This is a genomic window from Shewanella sp. WXL01, from assembly GCF_012263345.1.
Lineage (GTDB): Bacteria > Pseudomonadota > Gammaproteobacteria > Enterobacterales > Shewanellaceae > Shewanella > Shewanella maritima.
The window spans coordinates 84,524-100,671 of record NZ_JAAIKQ010000010.1; the positions used below are offsets into that span (position 1 = coordinate 84,524).

Genomic DNA, 16,148 nt, shown 5'->3' on the forward strand with positions numbered 1-16,148 from the left:
TTGTTGCTAGCATTTGTCTCAAACGCGAATTATTGGCATTAGCTGCTGAGCTCTTTTTGCATAGCCACACAGTCCATCACAAAACCTCGTGGGTTATTGTATTTGATGACCGTATCGCCAACATAGCCTAACGAGCGATAAAATGGCGCTGCATTCAGCGTCGAGTCAAGGTGGACGGTATTGATATTATTCTCGAGAGCCAAGGCTTCGAGATAAGCCATGATCTGCCGCCCAACGCCTTTACCCATAAATTCAGGCTTAACGAACATAGCGTAGATTTTGTTTTCGTTATAACTGAACGCGCCGAGACCAATAATTTCATCACCTTCAAAGGCAACGTAAAAGTTACTTTCTAACTCAGCTGCAAAGCCCTCAGGTAGCGAACCATTGAGCCAAGGCTCAATGACTTCAGGAGGGTAATGTTCAATACACTGGGCCTTGATTGACTGTTTACGGATCTGCCATGCGACATCAATGTCACGTCTGGTCGCTTTGCGTATTTTCATCAAACTTCCTTGTCGTTATTGGCTAGCCGATAGCAGGTCGCGGCAAATAATTGGTAATTAATCTGCTAACCCAAACTGATAACGACTGACATGATGATAAGTCTCGCCCGGCTGAGTAAAACCATTGCCTGGCAGGTGAGGTTGATTTGGCGAGTCAGGCACCAGTTGCGGCTCAATACAAATCGCTTGATGGTCGTTATAAACCTGCTGTTGATAACCCACAGTGCCAGATAAGAAGTTAGCGCCATAAAGCTGCACGCCAACCTGATTGGTGTATAGGGTTAATGAGCGGCCAGAGTTTGGCTCAACAATACTGCCGAAACGCTGCAGCTGGTTGGTGTCACTTTGCTCAAGTACGTAGCAATGGTCGAAACCATTTGTCGCTGCAAGCACAGTTCGCTGAGTTTGCACCGCCATAGGTGTGGCTTGCTGCATATCGAGATCTGTTCCTGCAACATTGAGCATTTGCTGCGGAATGCCGACGTCATTCATGGTCAAATATTGCTTGGCTTCAACTTGCACTAAATGCTCAGTATTGCTGTGGCACTGCTGGCCACCAAGGTTGAAGTAGCTGTGTTGAGTTAAGCTAAGCGGGCAAGTTTTGTCGGTTGTGGCTTTAATGTCGACAGTGAGGCTATCGCCATCTAAGCGGTAATCAAGGGTCACATTACAATTGCCGGGAAAGCCCATATCGCCGTCAGGACTACTTAGGGTTAAGCGTACGCCATCATCAAGCAAATTCATTTGCCATTGTTTGAGGTTAAAGCCTTGCTCACCACCATGCAGACAATTAGTGGCGTTGTTCACGCTTAACTGATATTGCTCGCCGTTAACGGTGAACTGACCATTAGCGATACGGTTAGCATAGCGCCCGGCAATGGCGCCTAAATGAGCAGATTGCTTAAGGTAGTCTTCAATGCTGTCGCAGCCCAACACAATATTGTCATGCTGACCGTGTTTATCGGCTGTGGTTAGGGTACGAATAATGCCACCAAGGCTTAGCACTTCCATGGTAATTGCGCCGCTATCTAACTGTACTCGCTGGATCTCACCGCCGCGTGGGTCTTGCCACGGCTGAAGTTGGGTTACCTTTACCATAGTCATTTTGTTATTGCCGTTCCGTTTACTTTGTCAGTGTTAGTGTCAGTGCTAATGAATTTGCTAAAGCAGGGCGTTGTCCATGTAGACGTTAATTACAAGCGGCCAGCGCCGCTAGATGCTGAACATAAGTGGATAACAGCGTCTCGCCCAGTTTGTTTAAAGAATGCTTGCTCAACCAGATTAATCACGTCATCGGTTAGGCTGTGGTCAACCAGGGCGATAATGCAGCCATCACTCATTCTTACGCCGCCATTATCACCAATTAGCTCATCAATTAGGGTCACGAGTTTATCGGCTTGTGGATCGACTGCATCAAAGTTCTCACGCAGAGAATGTTGTGAGTGACGCATTAGCTCGCTAAAACGTGGCATATTGTTTTCTTGTAATGCCCGTGCAGCACTTGCTGTGCGCTGGCTCTCGGTCATCACGTGCAAAGCGCGGTGATATTGGATTTCGGTTAAGGATTGCTTAGCACGTTGCAGCTGCAAGTGAGTTAAATCGCGTAGGGAATCGAGCCCAAGAATATCGGCAATTTCAAAGCATTCTTGTCTGCGCTCTGCAAATTGAGCGGTGAATTTTTTGCGGTCGATTTGTGGGTCAATAACAATCAGGCTTAGTGAGTCAGGCAGTTTCACTGGCTCGCTGTCGAGGGCTAAACAGTCGATAAGCAGGGCATGATCAGACTCAGCTAATGCACTGATCATTTGATCCATAATGCCGCACTGTTGGCGCATAAGTTGGCTTTCGGCGCGCTGCGCAATTTGGGCAATGGCAAGTGGCGACAAATGCAGTTGGTCGGCGTAAGAGATTGCTGTACCAAACGCGATTTCAAGCGCGGCAGAAGAAGATAAGCCTGCGCCTAAAGGCACGTTACCAACAATGGCGAGATCTAAGCCTTTGGCGGATAAACCCGATTGCGCCATCGCGGCGGTGATCCCTTTAAGGTAATTGAACCACAATCCGTCATCGTCAATATTACCTTCGTTACCAAACTCCCATTGCTCAATTTGTCCCGGAAAAGCATCGCTCACCGCGCGGAATTGATAATCGTCGCGGTGTTTAACTGCAATAACCGTATGAAAGTTGATGGCAACGGGCAGCACTAGGCCTTCGTTGTAATCTGAATGTTCACCAATAATATTGATCCGCCCTGGAGCTTGATAAAGCTCGTCGGCGGTGGTGCCAAAGGTTTGTACAAAAAGCTTAGTTGCACGCTGAGCAGGGTTTGCCATAGTCATCGACTTCCACACAATCAAAATGGTAATGCCTGCGACATTGGCAAGCATATATGTGATTTAAATCACTTTATTATAGTCAGTCTTATAGCATGGATGACGGTAGAAATTAAGCGGCTTTGATGCGAATGTGGAAAATTGACTATTAAGGTGAATTATTTGATAGCTCAGCATTTTGGCTTATAAGCAACAAAATGCTGAGTTTTTGTTTGTAATATATTGATTTTGATGGATTTGGTTTTTACTTATCTTTAGTTAAGCGTCTGCTTAATGCACTTTGGCTAATGCCCAGCATTTGCGCAGCAGCAGTTTGGTTTTGTGCACTGCGACTCATGGCCTCATCAATCAGTGCCTGACTGATTTCAGCTAAGGTTGGTAGTTCAGCACCAAAACTAAATTTAGCCACGGGAGCGGCCACATCTTTGCAATCATTTACTGCCTGCATAAATGGCGCAGTATTTAGGGTTACGCTACTGCTGCGACTTACTGCATCCAAAACCATGGCTTTTAGCTCGTTAATATTGCCGGGGAAGGGATAGTCTTGTAGCTGAGTGGCAAGGTTAGCAGGGACTGGCGGCGGGCTTAATTCAAGCTCGTTGGCAGCCTGTTGCACAAAGTGGTTTAACAAAATGCTGATATCGAGGCGACGCTCTCGCAGCGGCGGTAAACTGAGTTTGTGACCGCGTAGGCGATACATTAAGTCACTACGTAACTTGCCGTCTTTATTAAGTGCTAAAAGATCAGCTTGAGTAGAGGCAATAAAGCGGCAGTTAACCGCGTAGCTTTGCTCGCTGCCAAGTGGGAAGTATACCTTCTGCTCTAGTAGTTCAACTAGCTTTGCCTGACTCTCTCTGGGCAGCTCAGCAATCTCTTTTAAATAAATAATACCGCTGCCCGCTTTATGGATTGCACCAGCCACTGACTTTCCCGGCTCAGTGCTTAGCTCGCCGTATAACTGCTTATCAAACTGGCGTGCCGATATCCCCGCGAGGTTGATGGTAATAAACGGCGCATCTGGCGCACTAAGTAAGTGGCAACTTTGCGCAAAAGCTTGCTTACCGCTGCCGCTTTCACCCTCAATAAGAATCGGCTCAGGGCTAAAGGCAATGGCTTCAAGATAGCGAAATTGATCCAGTACCGCAGGCTCGCAGGTGAGAATATGGCTAAACGCATCAGGGCGGCTTAAGGTTTTACTCAAAAAGCTGTCTTTAATGCGCTTGTAGTTACGCTCTAGCCCAACTACTTCAAGCGCGCGCCTCACCGAGCGGCCTAAATCTGCAACATCATCGGTTTTAATGAAGTAATCATAGGCGCCATGTTTGATGCAGCGCACTGCGGTTTCCACTTCATTCACGCCAGTTACAATAATCACTCGGGTATTTGGCTGCGCCTCACGAATGCTTTCAAGTAATTGCTCGCCAGAGTGATAAGGCATGGTGAGGTCCAGCAGCACCAACGCATAGTCGGTAGCTTCGAGGCGATTCATGACCTGACGGCTATCAACACAGGTATCAATAATTGCTTCTGGCACTAAGCGCTGCAAAGTCACCGACAGAGTGCGTAGCCAAGGGGCTTCATCGTCTACTAGCAGGATGTTTCTGGCTAAGATCATAGGCGTGATTGCTCCTTGTGAATTGGCGTTGGGTCACTGGCTAAGCTTGAGCTAGGATTTAAACGGTCAAAGGTGAGGGTAAAGCGGCTACCTTGGCCTAGTGCTGATTGCACCAGCATGTTAGCTCCATGCTCTTTTAAGATGCGGCTACATACCGATAAACCTAGGCCGCTACCGCCATATGAGCGGCGCGTGGTAAAGAATGGCTCGGTGATCCGTGCAAGTGTCGCATTATCCATGCCTGAGCCGGTGTCGTTGACCATCACATACACCTTGTCAGCATCTTGTTGGGTAACAATGCTAATGGTGTCGGCTGATGAGTCGCAGGCATGACAAGCGTTTTGGATAAGATTAATGAGCACCTGATGCAGCTGCTGGGCATCGCCAGTAATGATTGGCTCAGGTTGTTGTAACTCCACACTTACCTGTAGGCGTTTTACTTGATTGGCAGTCAGGCGCAGCGCCACTTCAACAACCTCGTTAATTGAAACAGCCTGATGATGACTGTCTTCATGGGGCAAGGCATAACGTTTTAGGTCGTTTACAATGCGGCTAATGCGCTTGGCGCTATCATCGACAGCTTGCGCACTGTGGTGCAGCTCTTCAAAAGCTTGCTCGGGCTGCAGCCCTGCAACTAGCCAAAATGGGTTTTGGCTTTGGTAGCTGTCTGCTGCGGCTTGTAAGTCTTTAATGGCGTCCATAAACAGGGCGACAGAATGAATGATAATGCCGGTTGGGTTATTTATTTCATGGGCGATACCAGCAGATAGCTCACCTAAAGATGCAAGCCTGCTAGCTTCGTCATTGGCCTGGCGCAGCACATGTTGTTCGGTGTTTTCTTGCACTAGCACTACAGCTTGTTCGTTGGCTATCGGGTGAATTTGCACCTGCCAAAACTGCGAGTTGTAGCGCATGTCAGCAATGAATGAACCTTGGGTATCCAGCACTTGTTTAACGCTTTGCTCAAGCGCAAAGGGCATGCCGTCGAGATATTCGAACTCGTCTTTATGTAGTAGCTGCTCAGCATCGTTGCTCCATAAACAGTCCATTTGCCTATTAAGAATTGTCACGCAGTGAGGAATGCCATCTAGCACATTTTGAAATTGCTGCGACAAGCTGGAAATTTGTTTCTCTGCGATTTTGCGCTGTTTAAGCTCAAGTGCCAGCGCCTCTGAGCGCACTCTTAAATTACGACTGACATAAGCAGTATAAAGCGCGCCGAACACCGAAATAAGCGCCACCACAATTGCCAGTGCTAGCATCTTTTGCTCTGTTGTGGTGATGTCGACTTTCTCGCGCCCAGTACCAAACCATTTACGTACTAAACGATCATATTCACCTGAGAGTTTTAGCTGCCTTAATGCGTCGTTAATATCACGCATCATCGCTTGTTTTGATGGATGGCTGACAAACGAAAAAGCGCCAAAAATAAGTGGGTTACTTGAGCTGCGCACTAAGGGATATTTAGGCTGTAAGCGCCGTGCGACAAAATTCTCTGCTAGTACCACGTCAACTAAATCTTCACCAAGCAGCTGAAAGCCGGTTTCGTATAAATCTACGGTAACTGGGGTGAAGTTTTGTGGCTGCTTTTCTAAAAACACATCAACCAGTGCACCATGTTTAATAGCGACACGTTTACCGTCTAAGTCTGACCAGGTTTCGATAAATGGCGCGCCCTGACGTGTATAGGCTTTAGCATGGGTTGCATAAATTGGGTCTGACTGGCTTAGGTTGCGTGAAATACCAATTGGCGAAACCACAGCAATCACATCAATATCGCTGCTTGGGTCTTCTACATCTTCAATCAACTGCTGGAAGGTTTTGCGGCGCACCATAATCGGTTTATCGAGTATCTGCCCAATGCGGTTCATCAACTCAACGTTAAAGCCTTGGTCAATGCCGTTGGCGCGCCACTCTAGCGGCGCAGTTTTGGAGTGCACGCCAAAGACGATGCGATCGTAACTTGCTTCACTAGAGCGGATGGTCGCGCTGGTTTTTAGCGCTTGCTGAACCAGATTTTCATCGGCAATAGTGTCCGCAGCTATGGTATTAAAAACAACAGCTTGGCAAGTAATAAATAGGAGTAATCGAAGAACTGATTTCATTAAATTAGCTTAGCAAAATCAACTGATAGTAAAGGTGATGCAGAGCGCGGTTCTGAGTAAATCTTTACTGCTAAATAGTGGAACATTGGCAGTGTATCGGTCGCGGCTAATTCAAACTCCAGTATCAAATATCACTCGTGAATGCTTTGTGATTAGGCTCACGGGGCATTATGCAAAAATGCATAGTCGTTCTCAGGGTTATGCATTTTTGCATAGGGGAAAATTGAAGATGTGATCCACGGATAAATTTGGAACGTGTTATTGCAAGTGCAATTGAGAGCGGCTAATTTGCGGCGCAAACTTACCTTAAAACAAACGTGTGACAAGGTGAGAAAAATGAAAATAACTAAATGCGCAGCACTACTAGCAGCGATTTTAGGAACAGCAGGATTTGCCGGTGGAGCAGTGGCAAATGATACATTGGCAGACTTCCACGGTGAGAACATGGAGTGTGATAGCTGCCACTTAGAGAGCGGAGAGCTATCGAACGACAGCCTGACTTATGAGAATGAGCAGTGTGTATCGTGCCACGGTACATTAGCTGAAGTTGCTGAGGGCAACACTCGCAAAAACTACAATGCTCATGAATCTCACTTCCCTGGTGATGTCGCGTGTACAGCATGTCACGCAGGTCACGAAAAATCAGTTAACTACTGTGACTCATGCCATAGCTTTGAATTTGATATGCCATACAGCGCTAAATGGGAGCGTTACGAGCCATCAATTGCAGAGCTAGCAAAAGACGCTGCTGACCGCAAAGCAGCACTAGCAGCCGATCCTGCCGCGACAGTTGATGTACTGGTCGTTGGTTCAGGTGGTGCTGGTTTCGCTGCTGCGGTTGCGGCACATGACAAAGGTGCCAAAGTCATGTTGATTGAAAAAGAGCCTGTGATTGGTGGTAACGCTAAGCTGGCTGCTGGTGGTATGAACGCTGCCTGGACTGATCAACAAAAAGCTAAAGACATCAAAGACAGCGTTGAGTCTATGTACAAAGACACCATGAAAGGTGGTCGTAACCTTAACCAGCCTGAGCTAGTTGAGATCTTAACCGGTAACTCAAAATCATCAGTAGACTGGTTAACTAGTCTAGGTGCTGACTTAAACGACATCGGTCGTATGGGTGGTGCTTCTGCTAACCGTTCTCACCGTCCGACAGGTGGTGCAGGTGTTGGTGCTCACGTGATTCAAGTGCTTTACGATAATGCAGTTAAACGCGACATCGACCTACGCATGAACACTCGTGGTGTTGAAGTACTTAAAGAAGGTGGCAAGGTTAAAGGCTTACTGGTTAAAGGTAAGTACAAAGGTTACTACTGGGTGAAAGCCGACGCTGTGATTATGGCGACAGGTGGTTTCGGTAAAAACAACGACCGCGTAGCAAGCTACGATCCTAAGCTTAAAGGCTTTATCTCTACCAACCAGCCGGGAGCAACTGGTGACGGTCTAGATGTAGCGGGCAATGCTGGCGCAGGCATGACAGACGTACAGTACATTCAGGCTCACCCAACATTATCTGTTAAAGGTGGTGTGATGGTAACTGAAGCAGTACGTGGTAATGGTGCGATTCTGGTTAACCGTGAAGGTAAGCGTTTCGTTAACGAAATCACTACTCGCGATAAAGCAGCGGCGGCTATCTTAAAACAAACGGGTAAAACTGCTTACTTGATTTTCGATGACTCAGTACGCAACTCACTGAAGAAAATCAACAAGTACATCAAGCTAGGTGTTGTACCAACAGCTGAAAGCCCAGAAGCGCTAGGTAAACTAGAAGGTATCGACGGTAAAGCACTAGCGGCAACTATCGCACAATACAACAAGCTAGTAGCGTCAGGCAAAGACACTGACTTTGAGCGTCCAAACCTACCGCGCGCATTAAATGAAGGTAACTACTACGCAATTGAAGTCACACCAGGTGTTCACCACACTATGGGCGGTGTATCAATTGACAAGAACTCAGGCATCCTAACGGAAGATAAGAAAGCGATTCCTGGCTTCTACGGTGCTGGTGAGGTTACAGGTGGTGTTCACGGTGCTAACCGCTTAGGTGGTAACGCAATCTCTGACATCATTACCTTCGGTAAACTTGCCGGTGAGAATGCAGCGAAATACTCAAAACAATAACCTCACTCTTGGAGAGGCGTATCTAGGACGATGAGCTTCTCCTTTTATTGATTTGGGTTGTACCAATTGGGATAAATAAGTTATCAGAGATTACGCAGGGAAAATCGCTTAGAACAAGGCGGAAATTGCAGCTAGCTAGTTGTTCTACCTACAAAATTTCTAACGAAGTTATAAGCGGTTTTAACTAGTAAGAATGATCAAATACTTGTGCTAATTGGTATTATGTGGCGGTAACTATCCCTTACTTAATGAGTCGCCACCATTGCTACTAGTTCGCTGATGTATCTGTGAATTACAGAAAAAGCAGTAGCAAGTTAGTTTTCATCACCCCAGTCAAAGGCAGGCCTAATGGTCTGCCTTTTTATTTGCATTGTTATCTGAACCCTAGTCGACCTGCTTTTCAATCGCGTAAATATCATCATCAATTGACTGAATGCGCTCTTCAAAAATCGCTCTGGCATCATTTAACACCAATTGGGATAAATAAGTGTTCAGAGATTACGCAGGAAAAGTCGCTTAGAACAAGGCGGAAATTGCAGCTAGCTAGTCATTCTACCTACAAAATTTCTAACGAAGTTATAAGCGGCTTTAACCAGTAAGAATGATCACATACTTGTGCTAATTGGTATCAGCCCTGATTATAAAAATAGCCGCCCATTTCTTTAGCGAAGAAGTCGAGTAGAAATTCAGCATCAAACTGCCCAAGATCTTGATTTAGCTCACTTTCAAAGTAAGTCTGCAGCTTCTCTACCATGCGGGCAGTATCTGAGCTAGAAAATTCAATTTTAGACATGGTGATGTTTCCTGAAGTTGTGGTTCTAGCATCTAACAAGCGCAGGCTAGCGATTTACCTGCGCGATTAACGAATTAGCGTTTCAGTATTTCGAGAATACGTAAAAACAAATTGATGATGCTCATATACAAGTAGGCCGCCGCATCGATTGCATTGTCTAATGTTGGTTCCTGCTCACAAGCATGTACCCAGTAATAACCAATATACCCTGCAAATGTCACCACCATGCCAGCGTGGATGAGAATATTACTGCCGCCAAGCACAAAGATATAAACGAGTTCGACCGCGACTAAGGTTAAGCCAACTAAGGCGAGCTTACCGATAATGCTTTTAAAGAAACCGGGAAATAACATGCTCAAACACATCATGGTAACGGTTACTAGGGCGGTAAGCTCCATTGCATAGGTGATCAATGGTGTAGCAACACCGTCTGTGGCGATGTTAACAACCAGCCCTAATGGCACAACCACTAGGTTAAAACCAATAAAGCTGACTAGCGCGTTGCTTGAGCCCTGAAATAACGAGCAGCCCAATATAAAGCTGCCAAAATAGAAACCAAGGAACAGCAGTACGCTGTAATTGATAAATGCCGTTGGGTGAATGTTTTGCACCATCCACCAGTTAACCCCAAAGCCCCAACAAAGGGTGAGACCAAGTATTAGGTGGTACAGAGGTTTACTGATAACACGGTTACTCAGAGGGATGCGGGTTTGTTGTTGTACTTGTTTTTGTTTTTGGTGCATATCTTCTCTTTAAAATGACTCTTCAATGACTATACAAATCTGTATTGGTGCAAAATGCTTGCTTCGGCCGTGAAGCAGAAAGTGAGCATTTTAAAGCGGGAGTGAGTTGTTATATAGCTTGGCGTAGGCTGCTAATGTGCGATTGGTTAAATTGTGGGCATGGTTTTTGAATTTGAACGAGTGAGAGTAGCTCAAAGGGGGGGGCTGAAATTAACTGGTGGTTAATTAAAACTTCGATTATAAACCAAAGGGTTTTAGTGAAAAATATTATAATTACTTCATATGTGTTGATGATTTATTTATATTGTCTCTTTTTGTTGTAATTTAAAGAGCCTTGTTAGAAGTGTTATTCCCCAGTAAGGCTCTTTAGTGACATATTTCGGCTTTTACTACGCTAAGATTTAAAATGCGTTGGTATTATTTACATTCTTTGTTTTTAAATGCGTAGGGTAAAGTAAGGTTATTACTTCTTCATGCAGATTTTTGGTGCAATTCTACATATGTAGCTTCCAAAAGTTTTGTTGTCATTTTTTATTTGGGTTGATTCTACTTCTTGAGTGTTGCTTTTTGCTTGGGTTGGAAGTGAGATTAATAGGGATGCGATTGATAGTGTAAATACCTGAACTGTTTTCTTCATTTTTTCTTCCTTGCTTTTGGTTGATGTTGTTATTGCTTGGTTAAACCTATTTTAGTTTTGCAAGATATGCAAGCGTTGAAATAAATTATTTTTCGCAAGGCGTTGTTTTATACGTTATTTTATCTTTGTTATTATCGGTAAGGATTAGTATTTAAGTACTAGTAGTTATGTTGTAGTTTGTAGTATTTTTTTTGCTTTATATAGATGGTTTTGTGCTTTAAATACTCTGTATTAATGGCGTGGTAATGCTGTTTCTCTGTATTTTAAATTAATTTGTTAAGTAACAAAATATAAATAACTCTTCGAGGTATGAATAGTTTCTTAATTCATAGCAAAGGTACAAGGTTGCCATTTCGTTATTAAAGACAGAATAAACTATTTTTTCTTTAGCAGCTCGACAATATCTTGATATTGGTAACGCTCTGCGAGTTCAAGTGGCGTGTCGTTTTCATAGGTGGTTAAATCTTGCAGTGCGCCTGCTTCGATAAATGCTTTAGCCGCCTCAGTATTGCCGTGCCAAATGGCATCATGCAGTGGAGTGTAGCCGTTGTTTGGCCCTTGAGCGTTAAGCACCTGCGCTGCTCGTTTATCTTTAACTAACAGCTCAACAATATCAGGGTGTCCCATGTAGGCGGCTTTATGAAATGCAATCGCATCCATTGGGTAGCCTGTAATCGTTTGGTCTGCGCCATTATCCAATAGTAGTTTGACGATTTGTCCATAACCGTTTCGCGCAGAAATCAGTAATGGCGTGTGCCAGTCATTGCCGGTTGAATAAACCGGGCGACGTTGATTCACATCTTGCCCTTGCTTAAGCAGAGCGGATATTTGCTTCACTTTTTCTTGCTCAGACAGCTGAGTACTCTCGACGGTATTTAAGATTTTCTGTGATTCAAGTTGGGCAGTCTGCTCGGCGCGTTTTTGGGTAAATAGCTGCTTTAGGCTTTGATATAGCTTGGCTTCATGTGGTTCAACATTGCGATCCCAGCCGCCAACCATATCTTCAGCTTTGGCGCCCGATGGCGTCTTTAACTCAATGTTTAATTCTGAATATTGAAACAATAATTTGATGTTGTCGCTTTTTGAATACCAGGCAGCGACCATCAGTGGGCTGTGACCAGAGCGAGGTGCTTGTAGATTGATAAACGCGCCATTATCCAATAGGTATTTAAGGATGTCGGTATGATCGGTTTGCGCAGCAATATGAGCAGGACTATTGCCCATTTTACCATCCAACTGATTGATATCGGCACCTGACTCAACCAGTGCTTTCACTTCAGACAATTGACCTGAAATAACAGCTTGATGCAGCTTAGGCAGCGGATGTTCTTGGTTTGCGATACTCGCCGTTGAAACAAGGGAAAACAACATCAGGCTTATCCAAATTTTCATCTATACACTCATTAAATTCAAAGTCACAGGCGTTTAGTATAGATTGGATTTTTTGTAAGTATTAGAGGGTAAATAGCTAATTGATTTTTAGGTTTTAGATAATAATTGTTGTTTGCGGAGTTTATCGAACTCACACAAAAACGCCTTACGCACCAAACGTGATACACAGTGGTAGTAAGGCGTATCTTCAAAACTCACCAACGTCCTACTAGACCTTGCTGCTCATGTTGGCTAGCGGAAATCCTGTTCAGTAATAAACGAGTTTCATATGCGTAGTTTAGTGTTTGTGAATGTTTAATGATTATGGGTGGCCATGTTACTCTTGAGATTACTAACGTCCCACGCATAATTGCCTTGTTAGGTTTTTACTTTTTCATTTAAGAGCTCTAATGCATTATCAAGTTCATTTTGCTTATGACCGACCTGACGTATTAAGCTTTCACTTTTTGAATCTATGAACGCCCTCAACTCTGTTAAAGAAAAGTGTACATCTGCGAAACGCTTGCACATCTCGTCATGTTCAGGAATTTTAATTTCTGAATGATTAAACCTATAAATGATTTCATTAAGTGATGCGTGGTGGTGAAAACACAAAAGATACTTCTTGTTCAAAGCTCCAAAATATAGACTCTGAAACATTTTTAACTTGTGATAGAGAAGTTCAATCGTATCTTTTTGACTATTCCATTGTTCAAAACCACTATGTTCATGATTTTTTTAAGTAAAGAGAATATCTTTGGCTTTGTAGTTCGATCGTTTCTAATAACAATAAATAGAGCTCTTCTAATTTTCCACGTAATAGTTCTCTACGAGTTCTCCTTTCAAGAAACCACTGGTTAAGTAAAACTACAGTAATTGCAATAATTGAACTTAATATTGCTGTTCCTATAGTGATGTATATAGTAGAAACCTTGTCCATAAGTAAAATAATCTCGAAAGTTGAACTAAAAACCTAACGCTACCAATAAGCGGCGAGCGGAGCGAGTCCGGCGACCAACGGGAGCGTACTTAATTGGTTTGTTATAAATCTAGCTTCAGATCTCGACGCACTTCCTTAGCAATTGTTGAGAGCAAAGGAGATACACCTTTGATTACAACCCTCGCTTGCTCAGGCTTCACCTCTTTTTGATCCTTTTCTGCCATATTGCGCATTCTATTGATATGACCCATCAAGTCTCCCAATGCTCCCATGATGTTTGATTTTTCATTAAAGAAAAGAGCGTTCCTTGAGCAAAACTTGTACAACTCTTCGAATTGCCTAGATGATTCAACCAGCGTTTCTAGTTGCTTAGTCTCGGAGTCAATAAACATCGGTACAACGTAACTTTCCAATTTGATTTTAATATCAGCTAGCTTTGCGTAAGCTTCAGTTAAGACTTCGACCCGCTTTGAGTGGTTTAAATTGACCACATGAGTCATTCTTTCAAGTTCGGTTTGAAATTTTACCAAACTAGATTGTTGATGCTCCTCAATTTGCTTAAGACGAAAAGCGAGTTCCTCATTTGCGCTTCGTGCTTGAGCCGCAGCCTCTGCAGTTTTTCGCTGAGTAAATACAGCACCAAATAATGCAATGAGTGCGGCAGCCGTGCTAGCACATGCCGCAATATATACTGGTTCTAATGTCACTTCTTCAAGACTTCCATATCTAAATAAAATTTATAACATTTATATAGTGCGCATGCGCACGTAACGGGATTAACGCACATGCGCGTTTTGCCAAGCTCCCACATCTGCAAATGCTCAATTAACTATTTGTATATATTGAAGTTAACAGATAACGGAGCACCATTCCATGTTGAAAAAGTGAGCATGCACACATAATGGGATTAATGCGCAAAGTTGATTAATTGAGTTGCAGGTAAGTCGCGGTTTACAGCAGGTAAGTGAATTGAAAAGAGCTTGCTTTAAGAGGGGGCGAGCAAAACAGCGAGTAGATTGCGACTCTATCAATCTACCCGCTATCAAAATCACTAAGAACTATACTGTACTGCCATATCAATAAGCGGCTCGCGTGAACCTTTCTCAGCACGTAATCGTGCCAAATAACGCTCCCAAATTTCGACTTGTTGACTACCTAGCTCGTATAAAATCTTCCACGAGAATAGACCTGTGTCGTGGCCGTCATCAAACACTAGCTTCACTGAGTAATTACCCACTGGCTCAATAGCGTTGATGTTCACATTCTTTTTGTGGGTGACCAAAATTGGGTTGCCGTGACGCTGCACTTCAGCTGATGGTGAGTGCACCCGCAGCATTTCGCAGCTGATGTTGAATACCTCACCGTTATCAAAGGTGACTTCTAACATGCGTGATTTACGCTTGAGTTTTATGCCTGAGACATTGGGTGTGGTCATAGTGTTCTCGTTTGTTGAATGAAGTTTATTGCTAAAAGCTTAGTTAATAAAAAGGTGACTGTTTAACGTATTACTACGAAAAAGTGAGTCACCTAGTTTAACGAATATAGCTTGGGGTAAATCAGTATTAGCTCACATTATAACGTTGCTGCGGCTAACAGCTAATCGCTAACCACTAACCGTTAACTGATCACCACGCCAATAGTTTGCTAGCTATTACAGAATGAAGCGGTTTAGGTCTTCATCTTGTACTAGCAGATCAAGATGCTCGTTGACGTACTTGTCGTCAATCACAAATGCGCTGCCAGATTTGTCAGAGGCCTCGTATGAGATCTCTTCCATTAGTTTTTCCATTACCGTGTGCAGGCGGCGAGCGCCAATGTTTTCAGTGCGCTCGTTTACTTGCCATGCAGCCTCAGCAATACGCTTAATGCCAGACTCGGCAAACTCAATAGTTACGCCCTCTGTACCCATTAATGCAACATATTGCTCGGTTAATGATGCGTGAGGCTCGGTAAGAATACGCTCAAAATCTTCTGCACTTAGGGCATCTAGCTCAACGCGAATTGGCAGACGACCTTGCAGCTCAGCGATTAAGTCTGATGGCTTAGACATTTGGAACGCACCAGAGGCGATAAACAAGATGTGGTCAGTTTTAACCATACCGTGCTTAGTATTAACGGTGCAGCCTTCTACTAGTGGTAGTAGGTCGCGTTGTACACCTTCGCGTGATACATCTGGACCAGAGGTGTCGCCACGCTTACAGATTTTGTCGATTTCGTCTAAGAACACGATACCGTTTTGCTCAACTAAATCGATAGCTTGCTCTTTAAGATCTTCTTGATTGACTAGCTTGGCAGCTTCGTCTTCAACCAGTTGTTTAAACGCATCTTTGATTTTCATCTTTTTGCGTTTAGTGGTGTTTTGACCGCCCATGTTTTGGAATAGACCTTGAAGCTGGTTGGTCATTTCTTCCATGCCTGGAGGCGACATGATCTCAACGCCAATTTGCGGCGCAGCGATATCAATTTCGATTTCTTTGTCATCTAGCTGACCTTCGCGTAGTTTCTTACGGAAGATTTGGCGGGTGTTTGAGTCGTCTTTGTTGTCAGCGTCCCACTCACTCTTAGGCTTTGGCAGTAGCGCATCAAGAATACGCTCTTCTGCTTGCTCTTCAGCGCGGAAGCGGCATTTCTTCATTTGCTGCTCGCGGGTCATTTTTACCGCTGAGTCAGTAAGGTCGCGAATGATTTGCTCAACTTCTTTACCTACGTAACCCACTTCAGTGAACTTGGTGGCTTCAACTTTAATAAACGGCGCGTTAGCAAGCTTAGCTAGGCGGCGGGCGATTTCAGTTTTACCCACACCAGTTGGGCCAATCATTAGAATGTTTTTTGGGGTCACTTCTTGGCGCAAGTCTGGCTCAAGCTGCATACGACGCCAGCGATTACGCAGTGCTACTGCAACTGAGCGCTTGGCATTTTTTTGACCGATAATGTGCGTGTCCAGCTCGTGGACAATTTCGCGAGGTGTCATTTCAGACATAGTT

Annotated in this window: 12 protein-coding genes and 1 pseudogene; 1 reads left to right on the plus strand and 12 read right to left on the minus strand. The window is 44.3% G+C overall.

The window, feature by feature from the left end; translation table 11 throughout:
- Positions 1-38 precede the first annotated feature (38 nt).
- The 5 genes from G3R49_RS17330 to G3R49_RS17350 all read right to left on the minus strand — a co-directional run bounded on the left by G3R49_RS17330 (position 39) and on the right by G3R49_RS17350 (position 6,559).
- A complete protein-coding gene (locus tag G3R49_RS17330; protein WP_167870506.1) occupies positions 39-506 on the minus strand; it encodes a GNAT family N-acetyltransferase in 468 nt (155 codons plus the stop codon).
- Between the two features lie 57 nt (positions 507-563).
- Entirely contained in the window at positions 564-1,604 is a 1,041-nt protein-coding gene (locus G3R49_RS17335; protein WP_167870542.1) for an aldose epimerase family protein, read from the minus strand.
- Between the two features lie 95 nt (positions 1,605-1,699).
- Positions 1,700-2,839, minus strand: a complete 1,140-nt coding sequence (galK, locus tag G3R49_RS17340) for a galactokinase (RefSeq protein ID WP_167870543.1) — start codon at positions 2,837-2,839, stop codon at positions 1,700-1,702.
- A 244-nt stretch (positions 2,840-3,083) separates the two neighbouring features.
- Positions 3,084-4,454, minus strand: coding sequence for a sigma-54 dependent transcriptional regulator (locus tag G3R49_RS17345; RefSeq protein WP_167870507.1), 1,371 nt, complete (start codon positions 4,452-4,454; stop codon positions 3,084-3,086).
- A complete protein-coding gene (locus G3R49_RS17350) occupies positions 4,451-6,559 on the minus strand; it encodes a transporter substrate-binding domain-containing protein (protein ID WP_167870508.1) in 2,109 nt (702 codons plus the stop codon). The genes G3R49_RS17345 and G3R49_RS17350 overlap by 4 nt, the downstream gene beginning before the upstream one ends.
- A 336-nt stretch (positions 6,560-6,895) precedes the next feature.
- On the opposite strand from G3R49_RS17350, the gene G3R49_RS17355 reads away from it, so the two are divergent.
- A complete protein-coding gene (locus G3R49_RS17355; protein WP_130600284.1) occupies positions 6,896-8,680 on the plus strand; it encodes a flavocytochrome c in 1,785 nt (594 codons plus the stop codon).
- Between the two features lie 628 nt (positions 8,681-9,308).
- Here G3R49_RS17355 and G3R49_RS17360 read toward each other — a convergent pair.
- From G3R49_RS17360 to hslU, 7 genes and pseudogenes are all read right to left on the minus strand, one after another.
- Positions 9,309-9,473 (minus strand): DUF2164 domain-containing protein, encoded by a 165-nt coding sequence (locus G3R49_RS17360; protein ID WP_167870509.1) that lies wholly within the window; start codon positions 9,471-9,473, stop codon positions 9,309-9,311.
- Positions 9,474-9,547: 74 nt separating this feature from the next.
- On the minus strand, positions 9,548-10,216 hold the full coding sequence (locus tag G3R49_RS17365) for a Bax inhibitor-1 family protein (RefSeq protein WP_167870510.1): 669 nt from the start codon (positions 10,214-10,216) through the stop codon (positions 9,548-9,550).
- A gap of 1,012 nt (positions 10,217-11,228) precedes the next feature.
- Positions 11,229-12,245 (minus strand): ankyrin repeat domain-containing protein, encoded by a 1,017-nt coding sequence (locus G3R49_RS17370; protein WP_167870511.1) that lies wholly within the window; start codon positions 12,243-12,245, stop codon positions 11,229-11,231.
- Between the two features lie 120 nt (positions 12,246-12,365).
- Positions 12,366-12,446 (minus strand): annotated as a pseudogene (locus G3R49_RS20190) (Mobile element protein); the annotation flags it as partial.
- Positions 12,447-13,265: 819 nt separating this feature from the next.
- Positions 13,266-13,871: a hypothetical protein gene (locus G3R49_RS17375; RefSeq protein WP_130600292.1), complete on the minus strand. Its 606-nt coding sequence runs from the start codon at positions 13,869-13,871 to the stop codon at positions 13,266-13,268.
- A gap of 344 nt (positions 13,872-14,215) precedes the next feature.
- A complete protein-coding gene (locus G3R49_RS17380; protein ID WP_130600294.1) occupies positions 14,216-14,599 on the minus strand; it encodes a gamma-butyrobetaine hydroxylase-like domain-containing protein in 384 nt (127 codons plus the stop codon).
- Between the two features lie 216 nt (positions 14,600-14,815).
- Complete coding sequence (gene hslU / locus G3R49_RS17385) at positions 14,816-16,144, minus strand: HslU--HslV peptidase ATPase subunit (RefSeq protein WP_167870512.1); 1,329 nt, start codon at positions 16,142-16,144, stop codon at positions 14,816-14,818.
- Between the last annotated feature and the right edge of the window lie 4 nt (positions 16,145-16,148).